This is a genomic window from Mesorhizobium sp. WSM3859 (assembly GCF_002295065.1).
Classification (GTDB): Bacteria; Pseudomonadota; Alphaproteobacteria; order Rhizobiales; family Rhizobiaceae; genus Mesorhizobium.
The window spans coordinates 138900-159144 of sequence record NZ_NSGG01000007.1; the positions used below are offsets into that span (position 1 = coordinate 138900).

The window sequence follows — 20245 nt, forward strand, 5'->3', positions numbered from 1 at the left end:
CAATCCAGGCGAATCTCGGCCTACGCGCCTTTAGCATGCCAAACCGGACCGACGGCTAGCGGCCCCCAAAGACGACATGACAGCTATGCGCCTCAATGTCGGCCTGCAGAGATCGACTTCATAACTTCCTGAAAGCAGACCTCCGGCTATCATGCTGGCGGTCGTGGTTGCGCCAGGAGCGGCACTGGTTCAAATGGACGCACGTCATCGCTGCCGCATTCCAATAGCTCAGCTTCGGCGGCAGTGCTTCATGACTTCACCGAAGTAGACCCAAATCTGGATTTCCCTTACGCTCTGGAATCCTCGGCAGAGCAGAGGGGTTGCGAAAATGGCTCCCGAACGGGCGGAGCGGAGGCTATCGGCAATTCTGGCGGCCGACGTGGCGAACTACAGCCGGCTGATGGGCGCTGACGAGGAAGGCACGCTCGCGCGACTGAAGGGGCACCGGAGCGAGCTCATCGATCCAAAGATCGCCGAGCATCGCGGGCGCATCGTCAAGACGACGGGCGACGGCATGCTCGTCGAATTTGCCAGCGTCGTCGATGCCGGCCGTTGCGCACTCGATATCCAGCGGGGCATGAGCGAACGGAATGCGAAAGTCGGAGGCGACGAACGCATCGAATTCCGAATTGGTATCAATGTCGGCGACATCATCATCGACGGGGGCGACATATTCGGTGACGGCGTGAATATCGCCGCGCGGCTAGAGGCGGCCGCCGACCCAGGCGGTATTTGCGTTTCCGGCCGCGCATACGAGGATCTAGAAGGCAAGCTCGACGCCAGCTTTGAAGACCAGGGCGAACAGCAGCTGAAGAACATCGCCAAACCCGTGCGCCTGTATCGGACGCAGCTTACGAGTGATGAGGTCAGAGGCACGCCTGCGCTTCTGCTTCCGGCCAAGCCGTCGATCGCCGTGCTCCCGTTTCAGAACATCAGCGGTGATCAGGAGCAGGAATACTTCGCCGATGGGATGGTCGAGGACATCACCAGCGGCCTGTCGCGGTTCAAATGGCTCTTTGTGATCGCACGCAACTCGACATTGACCTACAAGGGCCGCGTCGTTGATGTCAGGCAGGTGGGGCGCGAGCTCGGTGTGCGATATGCGCTCGAAGGCAGCGTGCGCAAGGCGGCTGGCCGGGTGCGCATCACCGCCCAATTGGTCGAGGCAGAGAACCGCGCCCACATCTGGGCAGACCGCTACGATCGCGCGATTGACGACATTTTTGCGCTGCAGGACGAGATCACCATCAGCACGGTTGCGGCGATCGAGCCAAGCCTGCGCCAGGCCGAGATCGAGCGGGCCAAGCGCAAGCGGCCCGAGAACCTGGACGCCTATGACCTCGTCCTGCGGGCGATGCCGTTCTTCGAGACCGGAATGCCGCAAGGAGCGCTGCAGGCGCTGCCGCTTCTGGAGAGGGCGCTGGCGCTTGAGCCCGACTACGCCATCGCGCATGGCCAAGCGGCAGTCTGCCACGAATTTTTGTACGTTCGGAGTGGCAGGCGCGAGGAGAACCGTCTAGCGGCCATCCGTCACGGCCGTGCCGCAATCGCGCTTGGACACGATGATGCCGCGGCACTGACGTATGGCGGAATCGCAATAGGGATGGTGGAGCACGATCGTGCGCTTGCCCAGGAGGCCTTCCAGGCGGCGCTCGCCATCTCTCCCTCGGCCTCGTGGGCCTATCTTTGGGGATCGCTGATTATGGGGTGGGGCGGCGAAGCCGAGCATGCCATCGAATGGGGGGAGCGGGGCATCCGTCTAAGCCCGTTCGACCCGTGGATCAGCGCTGGGTTACACGGCATTTTCCTTGGCCAGTTCCTGCGTGAACGTTTCGACGAGGCGTCGACGGCGGCGCGCCGTGCCATCCGCGCGAAGCCAGGCTTCAGTATCTCGCATATGATGTCTGCAGCTGCGCTCGCCAAGCTCGGACGGCTTGACGAGGCCAAGGCGGCAGCTCAGCGCGTGCTAGACCTTCAGCCCAATTTCAGCAGCGTCGGACAATGCGAAGCCGTCGGCGCCGTGCCCGAGTTAGCTAAGCCTCTTATAGAAGCGCTACGCATCGCTGGCTTGCCGGAGTAAAAATGCGTCCGCCGGCGGCGTCTGATGAGCCCGCGCCTTGCTTCGCTATGCGGCGAGCGCCGCGATTGGGTCAGGTCACGACGATGTCCGCGCGCCCGAATGTCCGCTTTTTGAAGATCCAAAGCCTAAAGCTGCCGGTCCGCTCACGGCCCCAAATCGGTCATTATCTGAATGGGGGGCGCCTCCAGTCGTGATTGCACGCCGCACATGACTCGCGTGACGGCCTGGGAGGGCGCGCCGGAACGGAAGTGACCGCATCAAATTACAGCCGATAGGCCATCGCGGGTTGACATTCGGGGCTCTCTCGCCATGCTGCAATGCAGCATGAACAACAGCCTTACAGAGTCATCGCGCATCGAATGCCTGGATGGCCTTCGCGCCGCCGCCGCATTGTGGGTGCTGGTCGGCCACTGCCTGCTGCTGACGGGCTGGCATCTTCCGGTGCTTGGCGACCCTGCGCTGGGCGTCGATCTCTTCATCATGCTTTCCGGCTTCCTGATGGTGTTCCACTATCAGCTTCGCCAGGACAAGGAGCCCTGGGAAAGGCCCGAAACCTGGCTCAAATTCTGGACGCGGCGCTATTTCCGCATCGCGCCGCTGTTCTACGTCATGCTGTTCTTCGCGCTGGCGCTCGGCCCATATGTCTATGAGTCGCGGACAGTCATCGACGCTTTCGTGGGCCGGGTGCCGCAGGCGCCCGAGCGCTATCTCGACAGCAGCCTGAAGAACATTTTCGCCCACCTGACATTCCTGTTCGGCCTTTCTCCGAACTTCGCCTACCGGACACCGCTGCCCGACTGGAGCCTAGGGCTGGAAATGCAGTTCTATGCGGTGTTCCCGGCGCTGATGCTTCTGGTGCGCCGTTTCGGCTGGCTCTGGAGCGCGATCGTCGTAGCGGCGCTCGGCGCCCTGGCGGTGGTGGCCCTGAAGACAATGTCGGTCCATTTCCCGATGCCGTCCTTCCTGCCGCTGAAGATCCAAGTTTTCCTGTGCGGCATGCTTCTCGCGGGCGTCCTGGCGCAAAGAGAACCGCGACCGCTGCTGCATCTGGCCTTGGCCATGGCGCTCGCGGCGATTCCCTTCGGCGACGGCTATGGCCTTTCGAAGTTCCTGATACGAGAAGCGCTGGTGCTCGGGTTCTTTGCCCTCGTCCTCTACCGGATGCTGCCAGGCGCGGCGGGCAACTTTGCGCGAAAAGTCGCCGTCTCCTTGGGCGGAGGCATCTTTCATGTGCTCGGTGAACTTTCCTACAGTATCTATCTGATCCACCTTCTGGTGCTGCAGCCCGTCGCGGCCTTCGTCATTGCCCACTATGGCGACGGCCTGGCGGCGCCTCTGCGCTTCGCCATCGTGCTGGCGATCGTGCTGCCTGTGGTTTGTCTTCTGTCCTTCGTGACCTACAGGCTCATCGAGATGCCCGGGCAGCAACTCGGACGCGTGGTTTTGCGTCGGTTCGCACGTAAGAAGCTGGCGCTTGAGCCAAGCCCCGCCGAGTAGCAGCAAGCAATGCCGCAATCGCCGGCCCCCCGCGCTAATGTGCGGCAGGCCCGGGCTAGCTAGAACTGCGTCACCTCCTCGCGTGCGCGCCGCAGTGAAAGGAGGTGCCGCAGCACCGCCCGAACGTTCGTGTCGTAGACATAATGCGCGAAGGCCGCGACAGCGATGACGAGGACGGATGTTCCCACGACGAATGGCAGGCCGTGCTGGTTCCACAACGTTCCGGTGAGGGATTCGTACAGGATGTTGACGATCCTGATCAGCGGCGTGTGAAGCGCATAGATGGCGTAGGAGATATTGCCTGAGAACAGGGCAAACGCGCGCCAAAAGCCCGATAGCCGCAAGCGGGAAGCCATCAGAACAAGCCAGGGCCAGACCAGCACGATAATCGCCAAATCGTACAATTGCGCATTTGAAGCAGGCCGGAAGATCATCAGTCCTGCGCAAAGCACCAGCAGGACCGGCATGTAAAGATTGCCATTTCGGGTGTCGCCGGTCGCATATCGCCGCAGATAAACGCCGAGGAAAAAGGAGAAGGTGATCCGGGCGGGAGCCACGATCGTGCCGTCCCAATGAGCGCCGCCGCCCAGGTTGAAGCCCTGCCATGCCATCAGCGCCAGCGCCAGCAAACCAAGACCGAAGATGGCAGCCAGCGAGCGGCGAGCAAGTTTCAGGGCCAGTGCGGCGAAAACGGCGTTGGCGAGAAGTTCATAGAAAAGCGACCATGCCGGGCCATTCAGTGGAAAAAGCACATCTGGACCGACGGAGAGCGACGGCGGCGTGGGGAGGAAAAGGAGGGAAAATCCCAGGCTTGCAAGCAAATCCAGCCGCGAATAGGAGCCTAGACCCTGCGTTGCGACGACCGCGCCAACGCCGACGATGAAGACACCAATTGCTGCGAAATAGAGGGGGTAAAGCCTGAGGATCCGGGCCTCCGCGAATTGCCAGAAAGACATGCCCCTTTGGAATTTCTCGTCATAGGCGTGGGCAATCACGAAGCCGCTCAGCAGGAAAAACAGGTCGACGGCAAGAAAGCCCGACGGCGCCAGATCAAGATGCTGCGCCGTAAGTTCGCTGAAATGACCAAGCATCACCAGAACGGCAGCGATGCCTCGCAACCCGTGCAAGGCGTCGAAGTGGGTTGTCTCAGGTTTCAAACCGCTCTCCGGTTATCCCGAACCCGCCAGCGTCGCCCAAAAATATCTACGCATTAATTGCTGCGTCGCACAAGAACCTTTTGCGGTGCACGCTAACGGTATGCGTCCACCACGGTTCTGGCCCGCCGGAACAGGAGGGCACCTTCTCCCCGGAATGAGATCTGCCAACGGGGAGAAGGCAGAACCGGCACGATCAATATTGGCCGCGGTAGTACCGGTCATCGCAGGGCGCGGTGTAGATGCGGCCGTAGCGATCCTGGTAGCGGCAGAGCTGGCCGCGCGGCTCGGTCGGCGTGGTCGCGCTGCCGACGACGGCCCCGAGCAGCGCGCCGCTCGCGGCACCGATCACAGTCGACTTGGTGTTGCCGCCGATCGCCTGGCCGACGAGCGCGCCGCCGGCGCCGCCGATCAGCGCGCCGGTGGTGGCCCGCTGCTGGCCTTCGGTCTGCGTTTCGCAGCCGGCAAGTGCCGCGGTCATCAGCACCGCCAGAATGGCCTTCTTGATAAACATCACTCGAACTCCTCTGAAGCCCCGGGGGACTGCTGGGGCGAACAAAGCCCGAGTGCGGTCGCATTGCGGCGGAACGGCGGCGGAGCCCGCTCACGAAGTGAATCACGGTTTCCCGCCGGTTGAACGGGATGGTTCCCAAAGGAGAAATGCGGCCCTCCGCGCAGTAACCTTTTTAGGGGTTCCGCAGTGGGACCTTCATGACGGCGGTAAGTCCTCGCCGGTCGGCCTCTGCCATGACCCGCTCAAGGGGAGCAGGATCGGGAATAGACTCGCCGTCGTCAATCAGACCAGCAACGTGCAAGGCTAGCGCCGCCTCGGCCAGCAAGCGCGCCTCCTCAAGGGTCGCGCCAGCGGTGATGACGCCGGGAAAGTCGGGAAAGGACAGCCCGAAATCGCTACCCGTGTCTTTGTGGATCAAGCCGAAATAGTGACGCATGTTCTACCAAGGATGGAATGTCCGCAGCTCATACGCGCGATAGTATTGTGTATTAATACACACTATTCTGATATTCCAAATTAATAATTCTGGCAGCCAAGGCGATGAGCCATGAATTTGGCCGTATTTTGCTCACAAATGTCTAGGCGAGCCTCGCTGGTTATGCGCTGATATATCGGGCTCGACGGCTCGACGATGGATAAGTCTCCAACAAACCCTCACAGGCCCGCAGCAAGACCCAGGATTCGTGCGGCCGAGTATCTGCGCATGTCCACAGAGCGGCAGATCTACTCGATCGATAATCAGCGAGATGCGATCCGCAATTATGCGAACGTCATGGGTTACGACATTGTCGCGACCTATGAGGATCCCGGCCGAAGTGGCCTCAGCCTCGTTGGGCGACCAGGCTTGCGGCGGCTGTTGGAAGATGTGGAAAGCCGGCGCGCCGATTTCGAGACCGTCGTTGTCTATGACGTGAGCCGATGGGGGCGCTTCCAGAATACCGATGAAAGCGCCACTTATGAATACCGGTGCCAGATGGCTGGAGTGCGCATTGAGTTCTGCGCTGAGCTATTCGTCAACGATGGGAGCATCGGGTCCGACGTCCTGAAGGCAATCAAACGCAGCATGGCCGCGGAGTACAGCCGCATGCTGTCGAACAGGGTCTTTGCCGGTCAATGCCGCATAGTCGCATTGGGTTTTAGCGGCGGTGGCCCCGCAGGCTACGGCTTCAGGCGCCTTCTTGTTGATGGCTCCGGAAATCCCAAGGCAATGCTTCATCGCAACGAGCGAAAAGGGCTGGCCAGTGACCGGGTCATTCTCGTCCCGGGCCCAAAAGAGGAGGTTCTGACCGTACGATGGATGTTCAATCAGTTCGTGAAGGGAAAAACGGAAGCCGAAATTGCGGCTGCATTAAACGCTCGCGGCCTTGTTACTGAACGCGGAAGACCATGGACCAAGGCATGCGTGGCCACGATACTGACGGGCGAGAAGTATATCGGCAACAGCGTTTGGAATAGAATATCCCATAGGCTTCTCCACGACCGGGTAAGAAATCCGCCAAGCGCATTTGTTCGCGCCGACAATGTCATCGAGCCGCTCGTGACCCGGGCGCTGTTCGAACGGGCGCAAGCTATTAGGCGGGCGCGCGCTTACCTCAAACCCGATGAAGAGTTGCTGGCGGATCTCAAAAAGCTCCTGAAACAGCGGGGGAGGCTGTCGAGCCCAATCATTGACGCCGCCCCCTTCTGTCATTCAGCCTCGATCTATGTGCACCGATTTGGAAGCATGAAGGCCGCCTACCAGTTGATCGGATACGACGCGTCGGCGAATTATCGGAAACTGGATGTCAGCAACCGGCTCAATCAGATACGCCAGCAAACGATCGACGACTTGATGTCGAACATTGCCAAGGCCGGTGGCTTCGCACGGTACGATCCCAAAACAAAGCTTATGCGCGTCAATGACGAGTTCTCTGTCGCGATATGGATCGCGCGCCGTCGGATTATCGTCACCGGTTATCCACGCTGGATATTCTGGAACCGGGGTCTTGTTGGGCCGGATGTGACGATCCTGATAAGAATGAAGTCCGACCATCAAACAGTCCGTGACTTCCTCATTGCGCCCGTTCATGAAGCGCAGTCCGCCCCTCGCATGCTCAACGCGAACAACGGCGTGCGCCTTGATGCCTTTCTCTTCGCTTCGCTCGATCCTGTCGTGGAGATGGCGAGACGAGAACCGATTTCGGCAATTCCGTGAAAAAGACCAAGGCCGAGCTCCGTCGCTTCGTCGAGAACAACCGGCACGCCATGCGTCTGACTGACGATTTGCAGGGGCCGCTGAATCCATTGCGTGGCCCGGCCTTCTTGCGGACATACAAGCGCCAATTCGACCAGATGGAGGGTTTCATCGGAGAAGCCGACGCAGCGCGGCACCAACTGGCAAGCGTTGTCGAAGCCACTGGTCAGATCATAACCAACGATGCGTTTCGCTCCTTGCTGCAGGCGCATGGTCTCGGAACGCTCCCTTTCATCCTGACGCAAGTTTCGCCAAGCGGACTGAATTCCCGTACTGAGGAACAGCACGGCGCGTTTAGCTTCGCGGCCGAGTCGCAGCTTGTCGGCGGCGTCTGTCTCGAGGCTCTCGACCTCCTGAACGATTATGGCGCCCCCTTGAAGATTTTCCCCTTGTTGCGAGAGGTCGTGCCGGGCCGGCAGGTTGAAATCGTGCGGCTCATGTTAGCGTTAGACCGCGTGCAGTTTCGAGTGTTGAGAGTGTTGGTCGCGCTCACACCACGATCGCAACTCACTGATCCCTTTGCTCGCAGAAAGAAATATGAGGGTATCTCCCTCTTACAATTGGCCGCGATGGAAACCGACCTAGCCAAGATCAGCCATGAATATCTAAGCGCCGCCAGCACCCACGGCGCAACGATGCTCAACCTCATCGCCGTTACGAGCTATTTTGACAGATTGCTGAACAACCCCAAGCTGGTGCGGTTTATGGCGCGCAATCTTGCGGGGCCCCTTGAGGTGTATCAAAGATTGCTCGACTTTCGCGAATCCCGATTTCAGAAACGCGCACCGACCGTTTGAATAAGTGAGCGGATTTGAAGAATTCTTGCCCAGCCCTGGGCTGCCTTTGGTCTGGGTCGAAAGCGGGCCTATCCGCGCACATCGATCCAGGCGGGTGCGTGATCGCTGGGCTTTTCCCAGCCACGGGTTTCGACATCGACGCCTGCGGCCAGAATGCCGTCCGTCAGGGTCGGGCTTACGAGCAGATGATCCATCCGCAGGCCGGAGCTTCGGTCGTAGCCGCCGCGATAGGAGAAATTCCAGTAGGTGTAGATGCCCTTGCCCGGGTGGATCCGTCGCATTGCATCCACCCAGCCAAGGCTCAGCATGCGAGCGTAGGCGTTCCTGCTTTCCGGGAAGAAGACCGCATCGCCCAGCCAACGCGCCGGAACAACGGCGTCTATCTCGGTGGGAACGACATTGAAGTCACCACAGAGGATCGCGCGTTCGCCCAGTAGAGATTTGCTGTAGTCGACGAGACGCTCGAACCAACGGAGCTTGTAATCGAACTTGGGCCCTGGCGCCGGATTGCCGTTCGGCAGGTAGATGCAGCCGACGACAAGACCGTCGATCTCCGCCTCAATATAGCGGCTGTGCGTATCATCGGGATCGCCCGGCAAGCCGCGACGGCGCTCGAGGGGATCTGTTCCGCGCGAGAGGATTGCCACCCCGTTATAGGATTTCTGGCCGTGCCAGATTGCGCCATAGCCGGCGTCTCGAATTGCTTCGATCGGAAATTTGTCGTCCGGCGCTTTCAGTTCCTGTAGGCAGACCACGTCATAGTCAGTTTCGCCGAGCCACTTCAGCAGCACCGGCAAGCGGCCGTTGACACCGTTGACGTTGAAGGTCGCGATCCGGGGCACGATTTCTCCTTGCGTGGCTTGCCTGCGCTTGCAACGCAATGGCGCCCCCTGGGTTCAACTATTGTGGCAACCAACCGGGATTCGCCGACGTTGTCACCTTGAAGCGAAGGCGATCGGAGCGCCATTTAGAAGTATGCCCGCCCGCCGAAAGAGTGACCCAGTTGGGAAGCTGATAGCTGAGTGGCCGCTTTCGCCGGCCGCCACTTTGGGATCATCGATGCGGGCGAGGGGCATTTTCCTCGAGATCCGCGCTCGCTTGCCTGCGCAGCTTCGGAAACTCCTTCACATCGAATCCCGGGTGCTCACCTTGCGCCTGCCGGAGGGCTCGGATGCCGACGTTGAAGCGGCGGCGGCGATCGTGTCCAAAGCCATGCAAGACATCGAAGACCTGCCGGTCATCCCCCGCGAGGTGGAGGACATCTTGACGATCTCGTCGGGCGAACGGCACCGCTGGCTAAAGGATGGCCGGCTACAGAGCGCGGGGATCAGAACGGTCAAGCTGCGCGGCCGCGCCAGGAAGATCACCTTCCACGTGTTCGACCCGCGCCACATCGAGGATGTGCTCGACCGCGACCTGGTCACCGTCTGGCGCGAGGAAGACGCCGTCGCCCGCGCCGAGAACCGGCGACGCGCTGCCGCAAAGGCGGCCTTGAAGCGCGCGTTGAAGAAGGGCAGCGGAGCCGCAAGTCATAGCCATGACGAGGCGGGCCTGAGAGGCTGGGAAGATTTCGATATGGACGGGCTGTTGCGCTGACTGCGGCCCGTACTGTCAGGTCTTGGGCGGTCCGCAGCGGCCCTTCAGCACGGCGATCTCGGTCTCGTGGTCGCCGCCGGACATCGACGCGACCGGCACGCCGATGAGAAAGACGCCAAGCGCGTCGCCGTTCGCAGCCTTGTTCTGCTGGTTTGTCAGGGTCGCCAGGCGCTCCTTGTCGGCTTGCGTGCAGGGGCCAGCATTTGGCACGCCTGCTATTTTATCCGGTGGTGTCGCGCAGCCAGCAATGCAAACGAAAGCAGCGACGGTTAAAGCAAACCGCTTCATAATCCCCCCAAAAATTTTCAACCCGCTGCGAACGTTGCTTAGCTTGGCACGGATGGCAAGCGGTCAAACTCGGATTCGACAACAAAATGCAAATGAAGCATTATGCCAGCCGGTGTCGGGGGGATGCCTCTGTGGATTTGCGATCGTATTTTGCCGCAGCGAGTGTGGTGCTGTTGCCGGGCTGTGCTGCCGACTATTTGAACAATTACGATACGATGACGCTTGCCTCCAGCGACGCGAACAACACCAACTCGCTGCTGCAAACCGTCGAGCCTTTCAATCCGAACAGCAACAACACGCATATTGAAGGGGATGGGCAGCGCAGCGTCGCTGTAATCCAACGCTATCGATCGCCCGCGTCGGGCGGAGGCGGCTACACCGGCAACTGTCCGACCGATGAGAGCAGGGCGGCGGACGGGTCGCGTTGCGGCGGTCGCTCGGCCGAAAGCCGTCCAGGCGGTGCGATGTGATTGGGATAGACAGGTCCCGCTACCACAACCGCTCTGACCAGTGGCGGCGGCGCGCTGGCGCGCGACGTTCACGCGCCACGCGATGGGCAAGCGTCCCGCTTCGTCTTGTGCTTGTGACAGTCGCCGCGGTCTCCGCCCTGGTCACGCAATTCGTCATGCACAACAGCGGGCCGCTGCCGGAAATCAACCTGCAGAACATCATCAAGCCGCGGCCGGTTTCGATCGCCGGCGTCGCCTCGGTGATCGACGGCGACACGATCGAGCTCCACGGCCAGCGCGTGCGCTTCAACGGCATCGACGCGCCGGAGAGCCGGCAATATTGCGACGACGCGAAAGGCTTCGAATATCCCTGCGGCCGCCGCTCCGCCGAGGCACTGGATAAATTCCTGGCGGCCTCCAGGCCGGTGCAGTGTGCATTCGTGACCTGGGATCGTTACGGGCGCTTTGTCGGCAATTGCACCCGAGCTGACGGGGCGGACGTCGCTGCCTGGATGGTCGAGCACGGGCAAGCACTGGACTGGCCGAAATACAGCGACGGCGCCTATACCGCGCAACAGGCAAAGGCGCAGGGGGCGAAGCTCGGCCTATGGGTGGGCAATTTCCAGGCGCCCTGGGATTGGCGGGCGCAGCACAGCGACGATGTGCAAGCGCCGGCAACGCCAACCTTCGCGCTCGGCAGCGGCAATGCCGGCTGCAACATCAAGGGCAACATTTCGGCGGAAGGCGAGCGGATCTACCATGTGCCCGGGCAGAAATATTACAGCGTCACCATAATCAACCAGGCCAAGGGCGAAAGGTGGTTCTGCTCGGAGGCCGAGGCTGTTGCGGCGGGGTGGCGGCGGTCGAAGCGGTGACTTTGTCAGGCGTACGCCCAACGCAGCGGCTACCGTCGGGCTAAGTCTCGGAGATCTCCGGATTTGCATTTTTCCGACTCGGAAGCGAAGATGCGATTCCTTGTTAATCACTGGAACAGTCATGCCGACCTTTACTACCAAGCAGCTCGACAACTTTCGCGAGGCGGCAGTTTCGCTGAAGCTATTTAGTAGAGCAGAGTTGACCGACGAAAAAGATCGTTCGCTCATTGAGAAGCTCTACGTTGACCCTCTTCCGAATGAACAAGTCTTCAAAACGCTATTGGCACCGAGCACCACCCTCATTGTCGGGCGTAAGGGAACCGGCAAGTCCACTGTCTTTCAGCGGGTTCAGCACGAAATCCGCAAAAACAAAATGAGCGCCATCTCGGCCTATATGGACATTCGCAACGTGTTCGAAGCGTCCCAAATAGATCCCGGGATGGCTAGCAAAGCAGAGGGGTTCGACAACGCTCTTTCCGCCGACCAACTTCACAAATTTCTCTTATATAAGAGATTCTTTCAAACACTAATAACGGACCTTCGGGACGAACTTAGGTCACAGGTTGAGCAGAGCTTTCTTGGAAAGTTGAAGCAACGTTTATCTGGGACGTCGTCAGAAGTGTTTTCCGGTATCGACAGGGTATTGGCGAATCTGGAGAAGCCAGACTACGAAAACATTGGCGGATTTGTTAAGAAAGAGCAGAAGGTCACGTCTTCTCAAAAGCTCGGCGATAAGGAATCAGTGTCTGGCAAAGTCGGTGCTTCTGAGAGCGGTATATCTTTTGCGGCAGAGGGAAGCATAGAGACACAGCGCGCGGACGAGCGCGCCGATGAGGAGGTATATACGCAACTGCTTATGCGTGTAATCGGTGTGAACGATGTGCTGGCTGAACTGAAGAAGATCCTCTCGGCTCTCGGCATAAAGCACTTGTACCTGTTTCTGGACGATTTTTCTGAACTTCCACGCGAAGCAATGCACGTCTTAGTTGACGCTCTGATATCGCCCCTGTCTAGATGGTCGGATTTTATCAAGTTCAAGATCGCTGCGTATCCAGGTCGAGTTTACCTCGGCTCGCTCGACGCCACGAAAATGGAAGTCCTAAACTTGGATATGTACGGTCTTTATGGCGGATCAGGCGTAAACAAGATGGAGGAAAAAGCCGTAGATTTCGTGCAGAGGTTGGTTGAGAAGCGGATCCAACATTACTGTAAAGGTGGAAGCGCGACGTATTTCAATCTAAGGAGCGCCTCTGAGCTATGGCGATCTCTCTTTTACGCGTCTATGGCCAATCCGAGGACTCTTGGTCATGTCTTATTGTACGCGCACGAGGCGAATCTCATCTACGGCAATTCCGTCGGCGTCCAGGCTGTCCAAGAGGCGGCGCAGCGGTATTACGAAGAGAAGATTGCCCCGTTTTTCACCACGGGAAGGTATAAGATCGCTTTTGAAGAAAGATCGTCTATCTTTTCCCTTAAGGAGCTGTTGGAGAGGATCGTCTCCAGGGCGCGGAGTATTCGGCAGGAGGGTTCTCGAGAGGGTGGGTCCTCCCGATCGCGACCGTTCTCTAGCCATTTCTACGTTGCGCATGATTATGACGATCTGCTTCTCTCACTAGAATTGTCGTTTTTTCTGACAAAGTACTTTGAGCAATCGGACAGGGCGGGTAACCGCGTTTCTGTATATGCGCTTAATTACGGGCTCTGTAATAAGTATCAAATCAGCTTTGGTCGCCCGACGGAACGCCGAGAGGACAGGTTGTATTTTGTCGACAGGCAGTTTGATTATAATGGAATACTTAGAGAGTATATGAATGAGAATCAGGAGATAAAGTGCGAAGATTGCAAATCAGAATTTGATATGGCGATGCTGCCGGCGCTGAAAATGCTGAACATGAAGTGCCCAAGCTGCGGGAAAGGTCAATGCCGGGTTGTTAATTTGTCCAAGAAGTATGGGGATATGCTGGAGGCGATCAGTCCAGAGCTGCTATTGCCCGATGCTGAGCTGGGTATAATGCAAATTTTGTTCGCAGAAGCGGATACTTTGGTTGCCTCTCAGATTGCCGCGGAGCTCGATTGCTCTGGACAGCTTGTTGGCAGAAGAGGGAAAAATCTTGCGGAAAGAGCTCTTGTTGAACGAGAGCATTCTGGCAGTGTATATCGCTACACACTCACGCATCAGGCGAAGGCCGCATATTTTAGCGATTCTAACGAGGATCCCCTGTCTCTGTCTGACGCCGGGTGAGACAAGAATGGTCAAGCGCGGGGTCACCGCGCATTGTACTTCCCCACCACCCGATGGCAGATCGGCCAGTCGACCCGGCTCTCCGTGAACGTCTTCGCCGGCCGATATTGCTCGAGCGTCCATTCACGGTCGTTCATGCCAACCAGGCGCTTGATGATGGCTTCCTCGTCGCCGCGCTCCTTAGGCGGTGTGTGGAAGAACACGGCGTCCGAATCGCGCGCGGGCTGCAGATGCGGGTTCACCAGCGCGGTGTCGCCCGGCCAATAGGCGGGGATCATGGATTCGCCGCGCACCAGGATACCGTAGCCCCCGCGCACATTCTGCAACACCGCCGGCCGCTTCACCCAGTCGATCGCTTCGAACGTGACGATCATATGGCCTTCGCCGCCCATCGCCGCGGCGAAGATCGGCAGGTCGCGGCCGCCGACCAACTCGTCGCCGGGGATGATCGGCGTGCGCGAGGCTCTCGGCTTCCGCTCGCGCACGATCGGCACCGGTGCTGCGCCTGAGGCATCAAGCAGCCAACCGACATCGGTCTTGAGCAGCGCGGCGAGCTCGGGCAGCCGCTCCATAGAGGGGCGGGTGGTGTCCGCCTCCCATTGCGTAACCGAGACGCGTTTGATTTTGAAATGATCGGCGATGTCGTTCTGGGTCAGGCCGGCAGCCTCCCGCGCCTGGCGCAGGCGCTGGCCGAGGGTCGTCGAGTCGGTGCGTGTCGTCGCGATCATGCCCCAGCATAGTAATTATTGCTTACTTTTTTGCAAGCGATTGCCTGTTGACATAGTAGGTAAGTAATACCTACCATCATGCCATGATCGAAATCGTCAGAATCGCAGCCGCCAAGGTTGGCGGATTGGGCGCGCTCGCCTCGCATCTGGGCATCCGCCACCAGGCTTTCTACTCGTGGAAGCGGGTGCCGGCCGAACGCGTGCTCGACATCGAGCGCGCCACCGGCATCTCGCGCCACGCGCAGCGGCCCGACCTCTTCGGTCCCGATATCCTTGCCGGTCCCGCATCCTCCCAAGCCGGGGCCGGCAGTGGCGAGGAGGCGCCGCGATGAGCCGCGCCTCCTCGATCAAAGTGCCGGCAAATGGCCGGGAAAGCCGGAATACGTCGGTGGATTTCACGCTCTTCGCGCTCTTTCTCGAAGCCCGGCGCATTCATCGCGGCAAGTCGCCGACGCGCGTGGCGCGGGAAGCCGATGTCGAGCTCGACGCCGTGTTTCGCGCCGCGCGCGGCCGCGATCCGGGCGCCAACGAGTTCCTCGCGCTCTGCGCCTGGATCGGCGAGGAGCCGGCGCTGTTTTTCAAAAAGGGGGTCAGGCATGGTCAAGCTCGCTGCCTATGATTATCGCGAATTGGGCAAACTCTTGCGGGCCAAGCTCAATGAAGACGGCCGCGGCTGGCGCGTCTGCGCCGGCGCCATCGGGGTAAGCGCCTCCGACCTTTCCCGCATCTGCAACGGCCAGAGTGTCTCGGCTCCAAAGGTCATCGCCGTATGCGACTGGCTCAGGCTTTCCTTCCGTGCCTTCTACCTGCCGCCACCGGCCGAGCCGAGGCCGGAGATCGCCGAAATGTTTCATGGGAAGAGCACTGAAACAGAAAGGTCCGTCGATGTCTGAGATGCCGGCAATCTTTGGCAGGCCGGAAGGCATCTGCCCGCGCAAGCTGTTCCGCCTGCCGCTGCCCATGCAGGCCGAAGGCGTTAGGCTGCTGTTCGAGATGGGGCAGAGCGTCGGGCAGGTGAGTGCTCGGCTTGGACTATCCGCTCGGCAGTTGCGCGCGCTGGCTGAAAACGGAGACGTGTTTTCGCGCGGCGGTGAGGGGATCGGAAGCGAACTGGGATGAGCGGTCCTGCAGAGATCATAGGTGACTATCGTTTGCTCCGCGGAGAGAGCTTGCGTGAAGCAGTATCAATTCACCTTTGGTGCTGTCTCCTGACCGTAGCGCAACAACTCGGTAAAGTGGGGAGCATCAACTGTGTCGCCGCCGTGACCTGGCGCACGACGGAACAAAGCTTCCAAAATGGCTCCGCGGTCCTGCTTTACTGCAGCATCCCGTTCGATGAGAAAAAGGTAGGTGTTCAGCATCGTAACGCGTTGGCGTGCATCATCCATAAGGAGAAGAGATCGGGTGTTGTATCTAACTACCAATCTGATCAACCAAATAACGAAACCAAGCGGGGACGTGATAAGAACAAGTCGACCGAGCGCGGCCACGGTTGCGGCTACATCGTTGTTCGTGGGCGCACCAGCGATCATCGTTGCTTCAATATTTTTGAGAAACTCAAGAATGCCAGCCCGGAACCAAAACGCGCCGCTTGGCACCGCTATCAGCATCAAAAGCAAAATGGCTCCGGATATGTAAAACGCCAAGGCTGCAGACCTACCTGTATCTCCCCAGAGCTTCGTCGCCTCCCGAAGTTTGAGGCGTTCTTCAATCGCAGATCTCAGATTGTCGAAATCGGTCTCGAAGGCCTCCGTCTTCTCCTGAAAGAGAGTTCCGTACTGTCCCAACGTCTCAAGACGAATCTGAAGTGCGGCGACGTTCTCCGTCTCTGCTCGGGCTGCTTTGGAAAGGGCATCGAGTTGAGCCGAGAGTTCACCAAATCGCGCTTTGAAATAGGCAATTGGAAGCTCAAACTCTTCTGGCGTGCCCGTCATCATCAGGTAAGTTTCAAGACGCGCGGTCGCAATGCGGACAGACGGTATAATGGTCCTTACGATTTCTTCGTTCATTTGTACGTCGGAGAATCGGGTCGCCTTTACGTAAGCGGCGACCATCAGGGCAACCCAGTCTTGGTAATATTGGGAATCCCTGTCGGACTCGACGGCAGCCATGAAGTTGGTGGTGTCTTCCTCGGTGAGGATAGGAACGCGATTGGCGCTCGCAACTATGAACCTGGAGCTATCCTGGACAACCAAGTTGGGTCGGACGAGTCGCGCGACCTGAGCTACATACTGGGTAGCAAACGAGTCGACAGCCGATTTCACATCGGCGTTGTCTACCTTGGTCGCAAGCGCACTTACTCGAGCAAACAAGTTCCGGTGCACAGCCTCTTGGTCGCGCGCAGCAGAATCGGCCGCAGCGCGCGCATGCGGCCCTTCGAAAATCCGATCGCGATAACCAAACAGCCGAGCAACCCGTTGTATATCATTGTTGCTGGCTCCCATCTCAGGAACCGTTGCCCGCAGATCCGCAATGTCCATAGCGATCCCCCACTCAATACTTCATCGTTAACATCGCTAGTCATCACGCGGCAACCGCCCCCATGAACAATCCGGTGATCTTCTTTGTCGAGGAGGCCCGTGCTACTTCAATCGAGTACGCCGCCAAGCTGCTCGGTCTGAAGTTCAGCGGGAGCCGATACGAGCACCCGCAGCCATGCCCGCATTGCGGCGGCACCGACACTTTCGCTTTCAACACCGCCAAGAACAAATGGAATTGCCGCGCCGGCGGCGTCGGCGGCAATGACGGCATCGGCATGGTGGCGCATTGCGAGGGGCTGGACCTGCATCGCCGCGCGCATTTCCTCGAAGCCTGCGCGATCGTTCTCGGTCGGCCGGTGCCGGACCAGGCGGAGCAGGAAAGCGCTGAAGAGCACGTCAGACGTTTGAGGCGCATCGAGCAGCGCCGGCGGCACAACGAAAAGCAAGCCGCTGCCAAATCTCAGCTCGATTTCCGCGAGCGGGAACGGCAAAGGGCTCGCGCCATCTACGAAGCAGCCGCGCCTGTCGGCAGATACGGGCGACCAGTCGCCGAATATCTCGCCGCGCGCGGCTGCGGGCAGATCACTTCCTCTCATTGGCTCCGCTATGCGTCCGGCCTTGTCTATTGGCACGGGCAGGACGAGGGAGGACGCCCAGTCGCCCTTCATGCCGGGCCCGCGATGATCGCGCCCTTTATGGATCGATCGCTTGTTGCGATCGGTTGCCACATCACCTGGCTCGATCTTGCCTGCGCGCCGAAATTCCGGCCGCAACTCTTCGATCCTGCCAGCGGCGAGCTGCTGCCGTCGAAGAAGATGCGCGGCTCGAAAAAGGGCGGATTGATCCCGCTGTCCGGCGATCCGTCCGCGCGGCGCTGGGTCGGCGGCGAGGGGATCGAGAACGGCGCTGCCTTTGCCTGTTGGGAGAACTGGCGGCCCGACACGTTCTATTTCGCAGCCGGCGACCTCGGCAACCTCGCCGGACCGGCGGCTGCCGGCTCGCGCTTCGCGCATCCGACGCTGAAGAAACCCGACGCCAAAGGCGTGCTGCGGCCGGTGATGGTTGCGGGGCCTGTTCCTCGGCCCGACCGGGATGCGGAAGACGCCATGTGGGTCGGCGACCACGTCGAGGAGCTGGTGCTGCTGGCCGACGCCGATTCCGAGCGCGTGATGACGGCGGCCGCCATGGCCCGGGCCCGCGCCAGGCATGCCCGGCCGGGCAGGGCGATACCGATCGTATGGCCGCGCCCAGGTTGCGACTTCGCCGCGATGGCGGCGCAGGCAGCGAGGGTCGCGTGAGCCGGAAAAAATCCGTGATGCCCGAAGAGGTCGCCGCCGTGCTTGCGGAAGCGACGCGGCAGGCCCGCGCCGCAGGGTTAGATACCGCTATTGGGCCGGATGACGGCGAGCCTGGCACGGCGCCGCGCAAGGGCAGCAAGGTGGATCTGGAGGTCGTCAAGGCCTGCGCCGCCCTCGACCATTCCGACACCGACAATGCCGAAAGGCTGCTTGCCCATTTCGGCGAGGACCTGCTGGTGCGCGCGCAATCCAAGGCCAGGCGAGCGGCCTTTGCCGTCTGGACCGGCACGCATTGGGATATCGAGACCGGCGAGCCACGCGCCTTGGCGATCGCCCAGAATGTCGGCGGCCGCATCGCGCTCGAGGTCGATTTCATCGAGCCGACCGAGGCGGAAAAGCATGCGATCGAAAGCGGGCTAAAAGCCTGCAAGATCGCCGAGGAAGAGCGGACGCCCGCGCAAAAGCGTCTGGCGAAGCTGGCGGAAGCCGCGCAGGCGAATGTTGCCCGGCGGGTCAGCCGCCGCATGACGCATGCGGTGTCGTCGAAGAACAAGGCCAAGCTCGAGGCCATGCTTGCCTGCGCGGCCCCGCACATCCAGCGCGGCCCTGACGAGTTCAACGCCGACCCGCTCAAGGTCGCGCTGGCAAGCCACACGCTCTGCTTCCGCCGCACCCGCAAGCGTGTCCGCAACCCCGCCTATGACGATCCCGACGACAATCGCGAGGACGTGCCCGAATTCATCGATGTCCCCGACGCTGAGCTGAAAGTGGTGGAAGGGCATCGCCGCCAGGACATGATCACGCAGCGGGTGCCGGTGGACTATGACCCGAACGCGACATGCCCGAAATGGGATGAGTTCGTGCGCGACAAGCTGCCGATCGACGCCGTGCGCCGCATGGTCCAGGTGGCCTCAGGCCTGGGGCTTGTCGGTCTGACGGTGCAAAAGCTGTTTTTCCACTATGGTAAGGGCGCCAACGGCAAATCCGTCTACATGGAAACGCTTTGCCGGTTGCTGGGCGAGGTGGCGGTCACGCTGCCTTCGGAATCCTTCATCGGTGAAGGCAAGGCCGGGGGCGCGGCCAATCCCGATATGGCGAGGCTCTATGGCCGACGTTTCCTGCGCGTGAAAGAGCTGCCCGAGGGCGAGGATCTGCGCGAGAACCTGGTCAAGGATCTGACGGGCGGCGAGCATTTCACGGTGCGCGACCTGTTCGAGGGCTATTTCGACTTCCGGCCGGTCTTCACCGGCCACATGTCCGGCAACGGCTATCCGCGCATTTCGGGCACGGACAATGGCATCTGGCGACGCATGGCCGTCATCCACTGGTCGAAGATCATCGCCGAGGCCGACCAGCGCGAGTTCGAGGAGGTGGTCTCGGAATTCGTGCCTGAGTATCCGGGCATCCTGAACTGGCTGATCGAAGGCGTGCTGATCTTCCTGCGCGAGGGGCTGGTGATCCCCGACGCGGTGCGGTTGAAGACACAGGAATATCGCGACGAAATGGACCGCACGTCAGCTTTTTGCGCGCGCTGCGTGGTGCCCGATCCTGCGGCCGAGCTGACCGCCAAGCAGTTCTATCAGGCGTATGTCGACTTCACCGTGGACGAGGGCGGCAAGCCGATCTCGCTGACGGCGTTCGGGCTGATCATGAAGAAGAAATACGAGCGAGTGGACGGGCGCATCGTCGTCTACCGCGGCGTGCGCCTGGTAGACGTGCCAGCCTCGCGCGTACCCGACCAGGAGGCGCGATGAGCCCCGTACCCCTCCGGGACGTCAGTAGGCCTGCGTGCTGGCGGCAGTTGCGGGACTTTGCGACACGGCGCGATACCCTGATCAGCGGCGATAAGGGAAACAAAAACAGTATCTTGCGGGAGTCTGCACCAGTTTCTGCGCACGTAATGGGCGAAGACCGGGGCGAGGGGGAATGGACCCTTACGCAAAGCCTGCCAAAAACTGTCGCTAGTGTCGCGTCCACGTTCCAACCCTCTGGAATCGCTCGCTTCGAGCTTTGC

The 20245-nt window shown here is 60.2% G+C and carries 20 protein-coding genes and 1 pseudogene; 14 read left to right on the plus strand and 7 right to left on the minus strand.

The features are described from left to right. The first annotated feature begins 328 nt into the window (after nt 1–328). Together CK230_RS16905 and CK230_RS16910 are read left to right on the plus strand one after the other, a co-directional pair. Nucleotides 329–2080 (plus strand): adenylate/guanylate cyclase domain-containing protein, encoded by a 1752-nt coding sequence (locus tag CK230_RS16905; protein WP_095818276.1) that lies wholly within the window; start codon nt 329–331, stop codon nt 2078–2080. Between the two features lie 324 nt (nt 2081–2404). Beyond that, nucleotides 2405–3577, plus strand: coding sequence for an acyltransferase (locus tag CK230_RS16910; RefSeq protein ID WP_095818465.1), 1173 nt, complete (start codon nt 2405–2407; stop codon nt 3575–3577). Nucleotides 3578–3636: 59 nt separating this feature from the next. Here the strand turns inward: CK230_RS16910 and CK230_RS16915 are convergent, their stop codons facing one another. The 3 genes and pseudogenes from CK230_RS16915 to CK230_RS16925 form a co-directional block, all read right to left on the minus strand. Continuing rightward, a complete protein-coding gene (locus tag CK230_RS16915; protein ID WP_141246044.1) occupies nt 3637–4734 on the minus strand; it encodes an acyltransferase in 1098 nt (365 codons plus the stop codon). A 193-nt stretch (nt 4735–4927) separates the two neighbouring features. After that, nucleotides 4928–5245 (minus strand): YMGG-like glycine zipper-containing protein, encoded by a 318-nt coding sequence (locus tag CK230_RS16920; protein ID WP_095818278.1) that lies wholly within the window; start codon nt 5243–5245, stop codon nt 4928–4930. A 196-nt stretch (nt 5246–5441) separates the two neighbouring features. Further along, nucleotides 5442–5681, minus strand: a pseudogene (locus CK230_RS16925) (type II toxin-antitoxin system HicB family antitoxin); the annotation flags it as partial. Between the two features lie 195 nt (nt 5682–5876). On the opposite strand from CK230_RS16925, the gene CK230_RS16930 reads away from it, so the two are divergent. Together CK230_RS16930 and CK230_RS16935 are read left to right on the plus strand one after the other, a co-directional pair. Beyond that, the gene (locus CK230_RS16930) at nt 5877–7439 is read left to right on the plus strand and encodes a recombinase family protein (protein ID WP_280952546.1); all 1563 of its coding nucleotides are present in this window, start codon (nt 5877–5879) and stop codon (nt 7437–7439) included. Beyond that, a complete protein-coding gene (locus CK230_RS16935) occupies nt 7436–8275 on the plus strand; it encodes a plasmid partitioning protein RepB C-terminal domain-containing protein (RefSeq protein WP_245429955.1) in 840 nt (279 codons plus the stop codon). Before CK230_RS16930 ends, CK230_RS16935 begins: the two co-directional genes overlap by 4 nt. Before the next feature lie 68 nt (nt 8276–8343). On the opposite strand, the gene xth is transcribed toward CK230_RS16935, so the two are convergent. Then, nucleotides 8344–9117 (minus strand): exodeoxyribonuclease III, encoded by a 774-nt coding sequence (xth, locus tag CK230_RS16940; RefSeq protein ID WP_095818281.1) that lies wholly within the window; start codon nt 9115–9117, stop codon nt 8344–8346. A 133-nt stretch (nt 9118–9250) separates the two neighbouring features. Between xth and CK230_RS16945 the strand changes: the two genes are divergently transcribed. After that, nucleotides 9251–9871 carry a hypothetical protein gene (locus tag CK230_RS16945; RefSeq protein WP_095818282.1) on the plus strand — a complete coding sequence of 207 codons (621 nt, stop codon included), beginning with the start codon at nt 9251–9253 and terminating at the stop codon, nt 9869–9871. A 15-nt stretch (nt 9872–9886) separates the two neighbouring features. Here the strand turns inward: CK230_RS16945 and CK230_RS16950 are convergent, their stop codons facing one another. Next, the gene (locus tag CK230_RS16950; RefSeq protein ID WP_095818283.1) at nt 9887–10081 is read right to left on the minus strand and encodes a hypothetical protein; all 195 of its coding nucleotides are present in this window, start codon (nt 10079–10081) and stop codon (nt 9887–9889) included. Between the two features lie 209 nt (nt 10082–10290). On the opposite strand from CK230_RS16950, the gene CK230_RS16955 reads away from it, so the two are divergent. The 3 genes from CK230_RS16955 to CK230_RS16965 all read left to right on the plus strand — a co-directional run bounded on the left by CK230_RS16955 (nt 10291) and on the right by CK230_RS16965 (nt 13725). After that, a complete protein-coding gene (locus tag CK230_RS16955; protein ID WP_095818284.1) occupies nt 10291–10629 on the plus strand; it encodes a hypothetical protein in 339 nt (112 codons plus the stop codon). Between the two features lie 107 nt (nt 10630–10736). Next, on the plus strand, nt 10737–11483 hold the full coding sequence (locus tag CK230_RS16960; protein ID WP_245429956.1) for a thermonuclease family protein: 747 nt from the start codon (nt 10737–10739) through the stop codon (nt 11481–11483). 121 nt (nt 11484–11604) lie between these two features. Further along, nucleotides 11605–13725, plus strand: a complete 2121-nt coding sequence (locus CK230_RS16965; RefSeq protein ID WP_095818285.1) for an AAA family ATPase — start codon at nt 11605–11607, stop codon at nt 13723–13725. Nucleotides 13726–13748: 23 nt separating this feature from the next. Here CK230_RS16965 and CK230_RS16970 read toward each other — a convergent pair whose 3' ends face one another. Beyond that, nucleotides 13749–14453 (minus strand): helix-turn-helix domain-containing protein, encoded by a 705-nt coding sequence (locus CK230_RS16970; protein ID WP_095818286.1) that lies wholly within the window; start codon nt 14451–14453, stop codon nt 13749–13751. An 83-nt stretch (nt 14454–14536) separates the two neighbouring features. On the opposite strand from CK230_RS16970, the gene CK230_RS16975 reads away from it, so the two are divergent. The 4 genes from CK230_RS16975 to CK230_RS16990 are packed head-to-tail and all read left to right on the plus strand — an operon-like array spanning nt 14537 to nt 15572. Beyond that, nucleotides 14537–14785 carry a Cro/CI family transcriptional regulator gene (locus CK230_RS16975; RefSeq protein ID WP_095818287.1) on the plus strand — a complete coding sequence of 83 codons (249 nt, stop codon included), beginning with the start codon at nt 14537–14539 and terminating at the stop codon, nt 14783–14785. Then, nucleotides 14782–15072 (plus strand): hypothetical protein, encoded by a 291-nt coding sequence (locus CK230_RS16980; protein WP_095818288.1) that lies wholly within the window; start codon nt 14782–14784, stop codon nt 15070–15072. Before CK230_RS16975 ends, CK230_RS16980 begins: the two co-directional genes overlap by 4 nt. After that, nucleotides 15050–15346 (plus strand): hypothetical protein, encoded by a 297-nt coding sequence (locus tag CK230_RS16985; protein WP_095818289.1) that lies wholly within the window; start codon nt 15050–15052, stop codon nt 15344–15346. The genes CK230_RS16980 and CK230_RS16985 overlap by 23 nt, the downstream gene beginning before the upstream one ends. After that, complete coding sequence (locus CK230_RS16990; protein ID WP_095818290.1) at nt 15339–15572, plus strand: hypothetical protein; 234 nt, start codon at nt 15339–15341, stop codon at nt 15570–15572. The genes CK230_RS16985 and CK230_RS16990 overlap by 8 nt, the downstream gene beginning before the upstream one ends. Before the next feature lie 65 nt (nt 15573–15637). Here the strand turns inward: CK230_RS16990 and CK230_RS16995 are convergent, their stop codons facing one another. Continuing rightward, on the minus strand, nt 15638–16933 hold the full coding sequence (locus CK230_RS16995) for a DUF6161 domain-containing protein (RefSeq protein ID WP_095818291.1): 1296 nt from the start codon (nt 16931–16933) through the stop codon (nt 15638–15640). 62 nt (nt 16934–16995) lie between these two features. Here CK230_RS16995 and CK230_RS17000 point away from each other — a divergent pair, with 62 nt between their 5' ends. Further along, on the plus strand, nt 16996–18231 hold the full coding sequence (locus CK230_RS17000; protein ID WP_095818292.1) for a P4 alpha zinc-binding domain-containing protein: 1236 nt from the start codon (nt 16996–16998) through the stop codon (nt 18229–18231). Continuing rightward, the gene (locus CK230_RS17005) at nt 18228–19985 is read left to right on the plus strand and encodes a phage/plasmid primase, P4 family (RefSeq protein ID WP_245429957.1); all 1758 of its coding nucleotides are present in this window, start codon (nt 18228–18230) and stop codon (nt 19983–19985) included. Before CK230_RS17000 ends, CK230_RS17005 begins: the two co-directional genes overlap by 4 nt. The last annotated feature ends 260 nt before the right edge of the window (nt 19986–20245 follow it).

Excerpts from the sequence above, each read along its gene's own strand:
- CK230_RS16975 (WP_095818287.1), top strand. The coding sequence starts at position 14,537 with ATGATCGAAATCGTCAGAATCGCAGCCGCCAAGGTTGGCGGATTGGGC.
- CK230_RS16930 (WP_280952546.1), top strand. The coding sequence starts at position 5,877 with ATGGATAAGTCTCCAACAAACCCTCACAGGCCCGCAGCAAGACCCAGG.
- CK230_RS16980 (WP_095818288.1), top strand. The coding sequence starts at position 14,782 with ATGAGCCGCGCCTCCTCGATCAAAGTGCCGGCAAATGGCCGGGAAAGC.
- CK230_RS17000 (WP_095818292.1), top strand. The coding sequence starts at position 16,996 with ATGAACAATCCGGTGATCTTCTTTGTCGAGGAGGCCCGTGCTACTTCA.
- CK230_RS16995 (WP_095818291.1), bottom strand. The coding sequence starts at position 16,933 with ATGGACATTGCGGATCTGCGGGCAACGGTTCCTGAGATGGGAGCCAGC.
- CK230_RS16970 (WP_095818286.1), bottom strand. The coding sequence starts at position 14,453 with ATGATCGCGACGACACGCACCGACTCGACGACCCTCGGCCAGCGCCTG.
- CK230_RS16905 (WP_095818276.1), top strand. The coding sequence starts at position 329 with ATGGCTCCCGAACGGGCGGAGCGGAGGCTATCGGCAATTCTGGCGGCC.
- CK230_RS16985 (WP_095818289.1), top strand. The coding sequence starts at position 15,050 with ATGGTCAAGCTCGCTGCCTATGATTATCGCGAATTGGGCAAACTCTTG.
- CK230_RS16910 (WP_095818465.1), top strand. The coding sequence starts at position 2,405 with ATGAACAACAGCCTTACAGAGTCATCGCGCATCGAATGCCTGGATGGC.
- CK230_RS16920 (WP_095818278.1), bottom strand. The coding sequence starts at position 5,245 with ATGTTTATCAAGAAGGCCATTCTGGCGGTGCTGATGACCGCGGCACTT.
- CK230_RS16990 (WP_095818290.1), top strand. The coding sequence starts at position 15,339 with ATGTCTGAGATGCCGGCAATCTTTGGCAGGCCGGAAGGCATCTGCCCG.
- CK230_RS16945 (WP_095818282.1), top strand. The coding sequence starts at position 9,251 with ATGCCCGCCCGCCGAAAGAGTGACCCAGTTGGGAAGCTGATAGCTGAG.
- CK230_RS16965 (WP_095818285.1), top strand. The coding sequence starts at position 11,605 with ATGCCGACCTTTACTACCAAGCAGCTCGACAACTTTCGCGAGGCGGCA.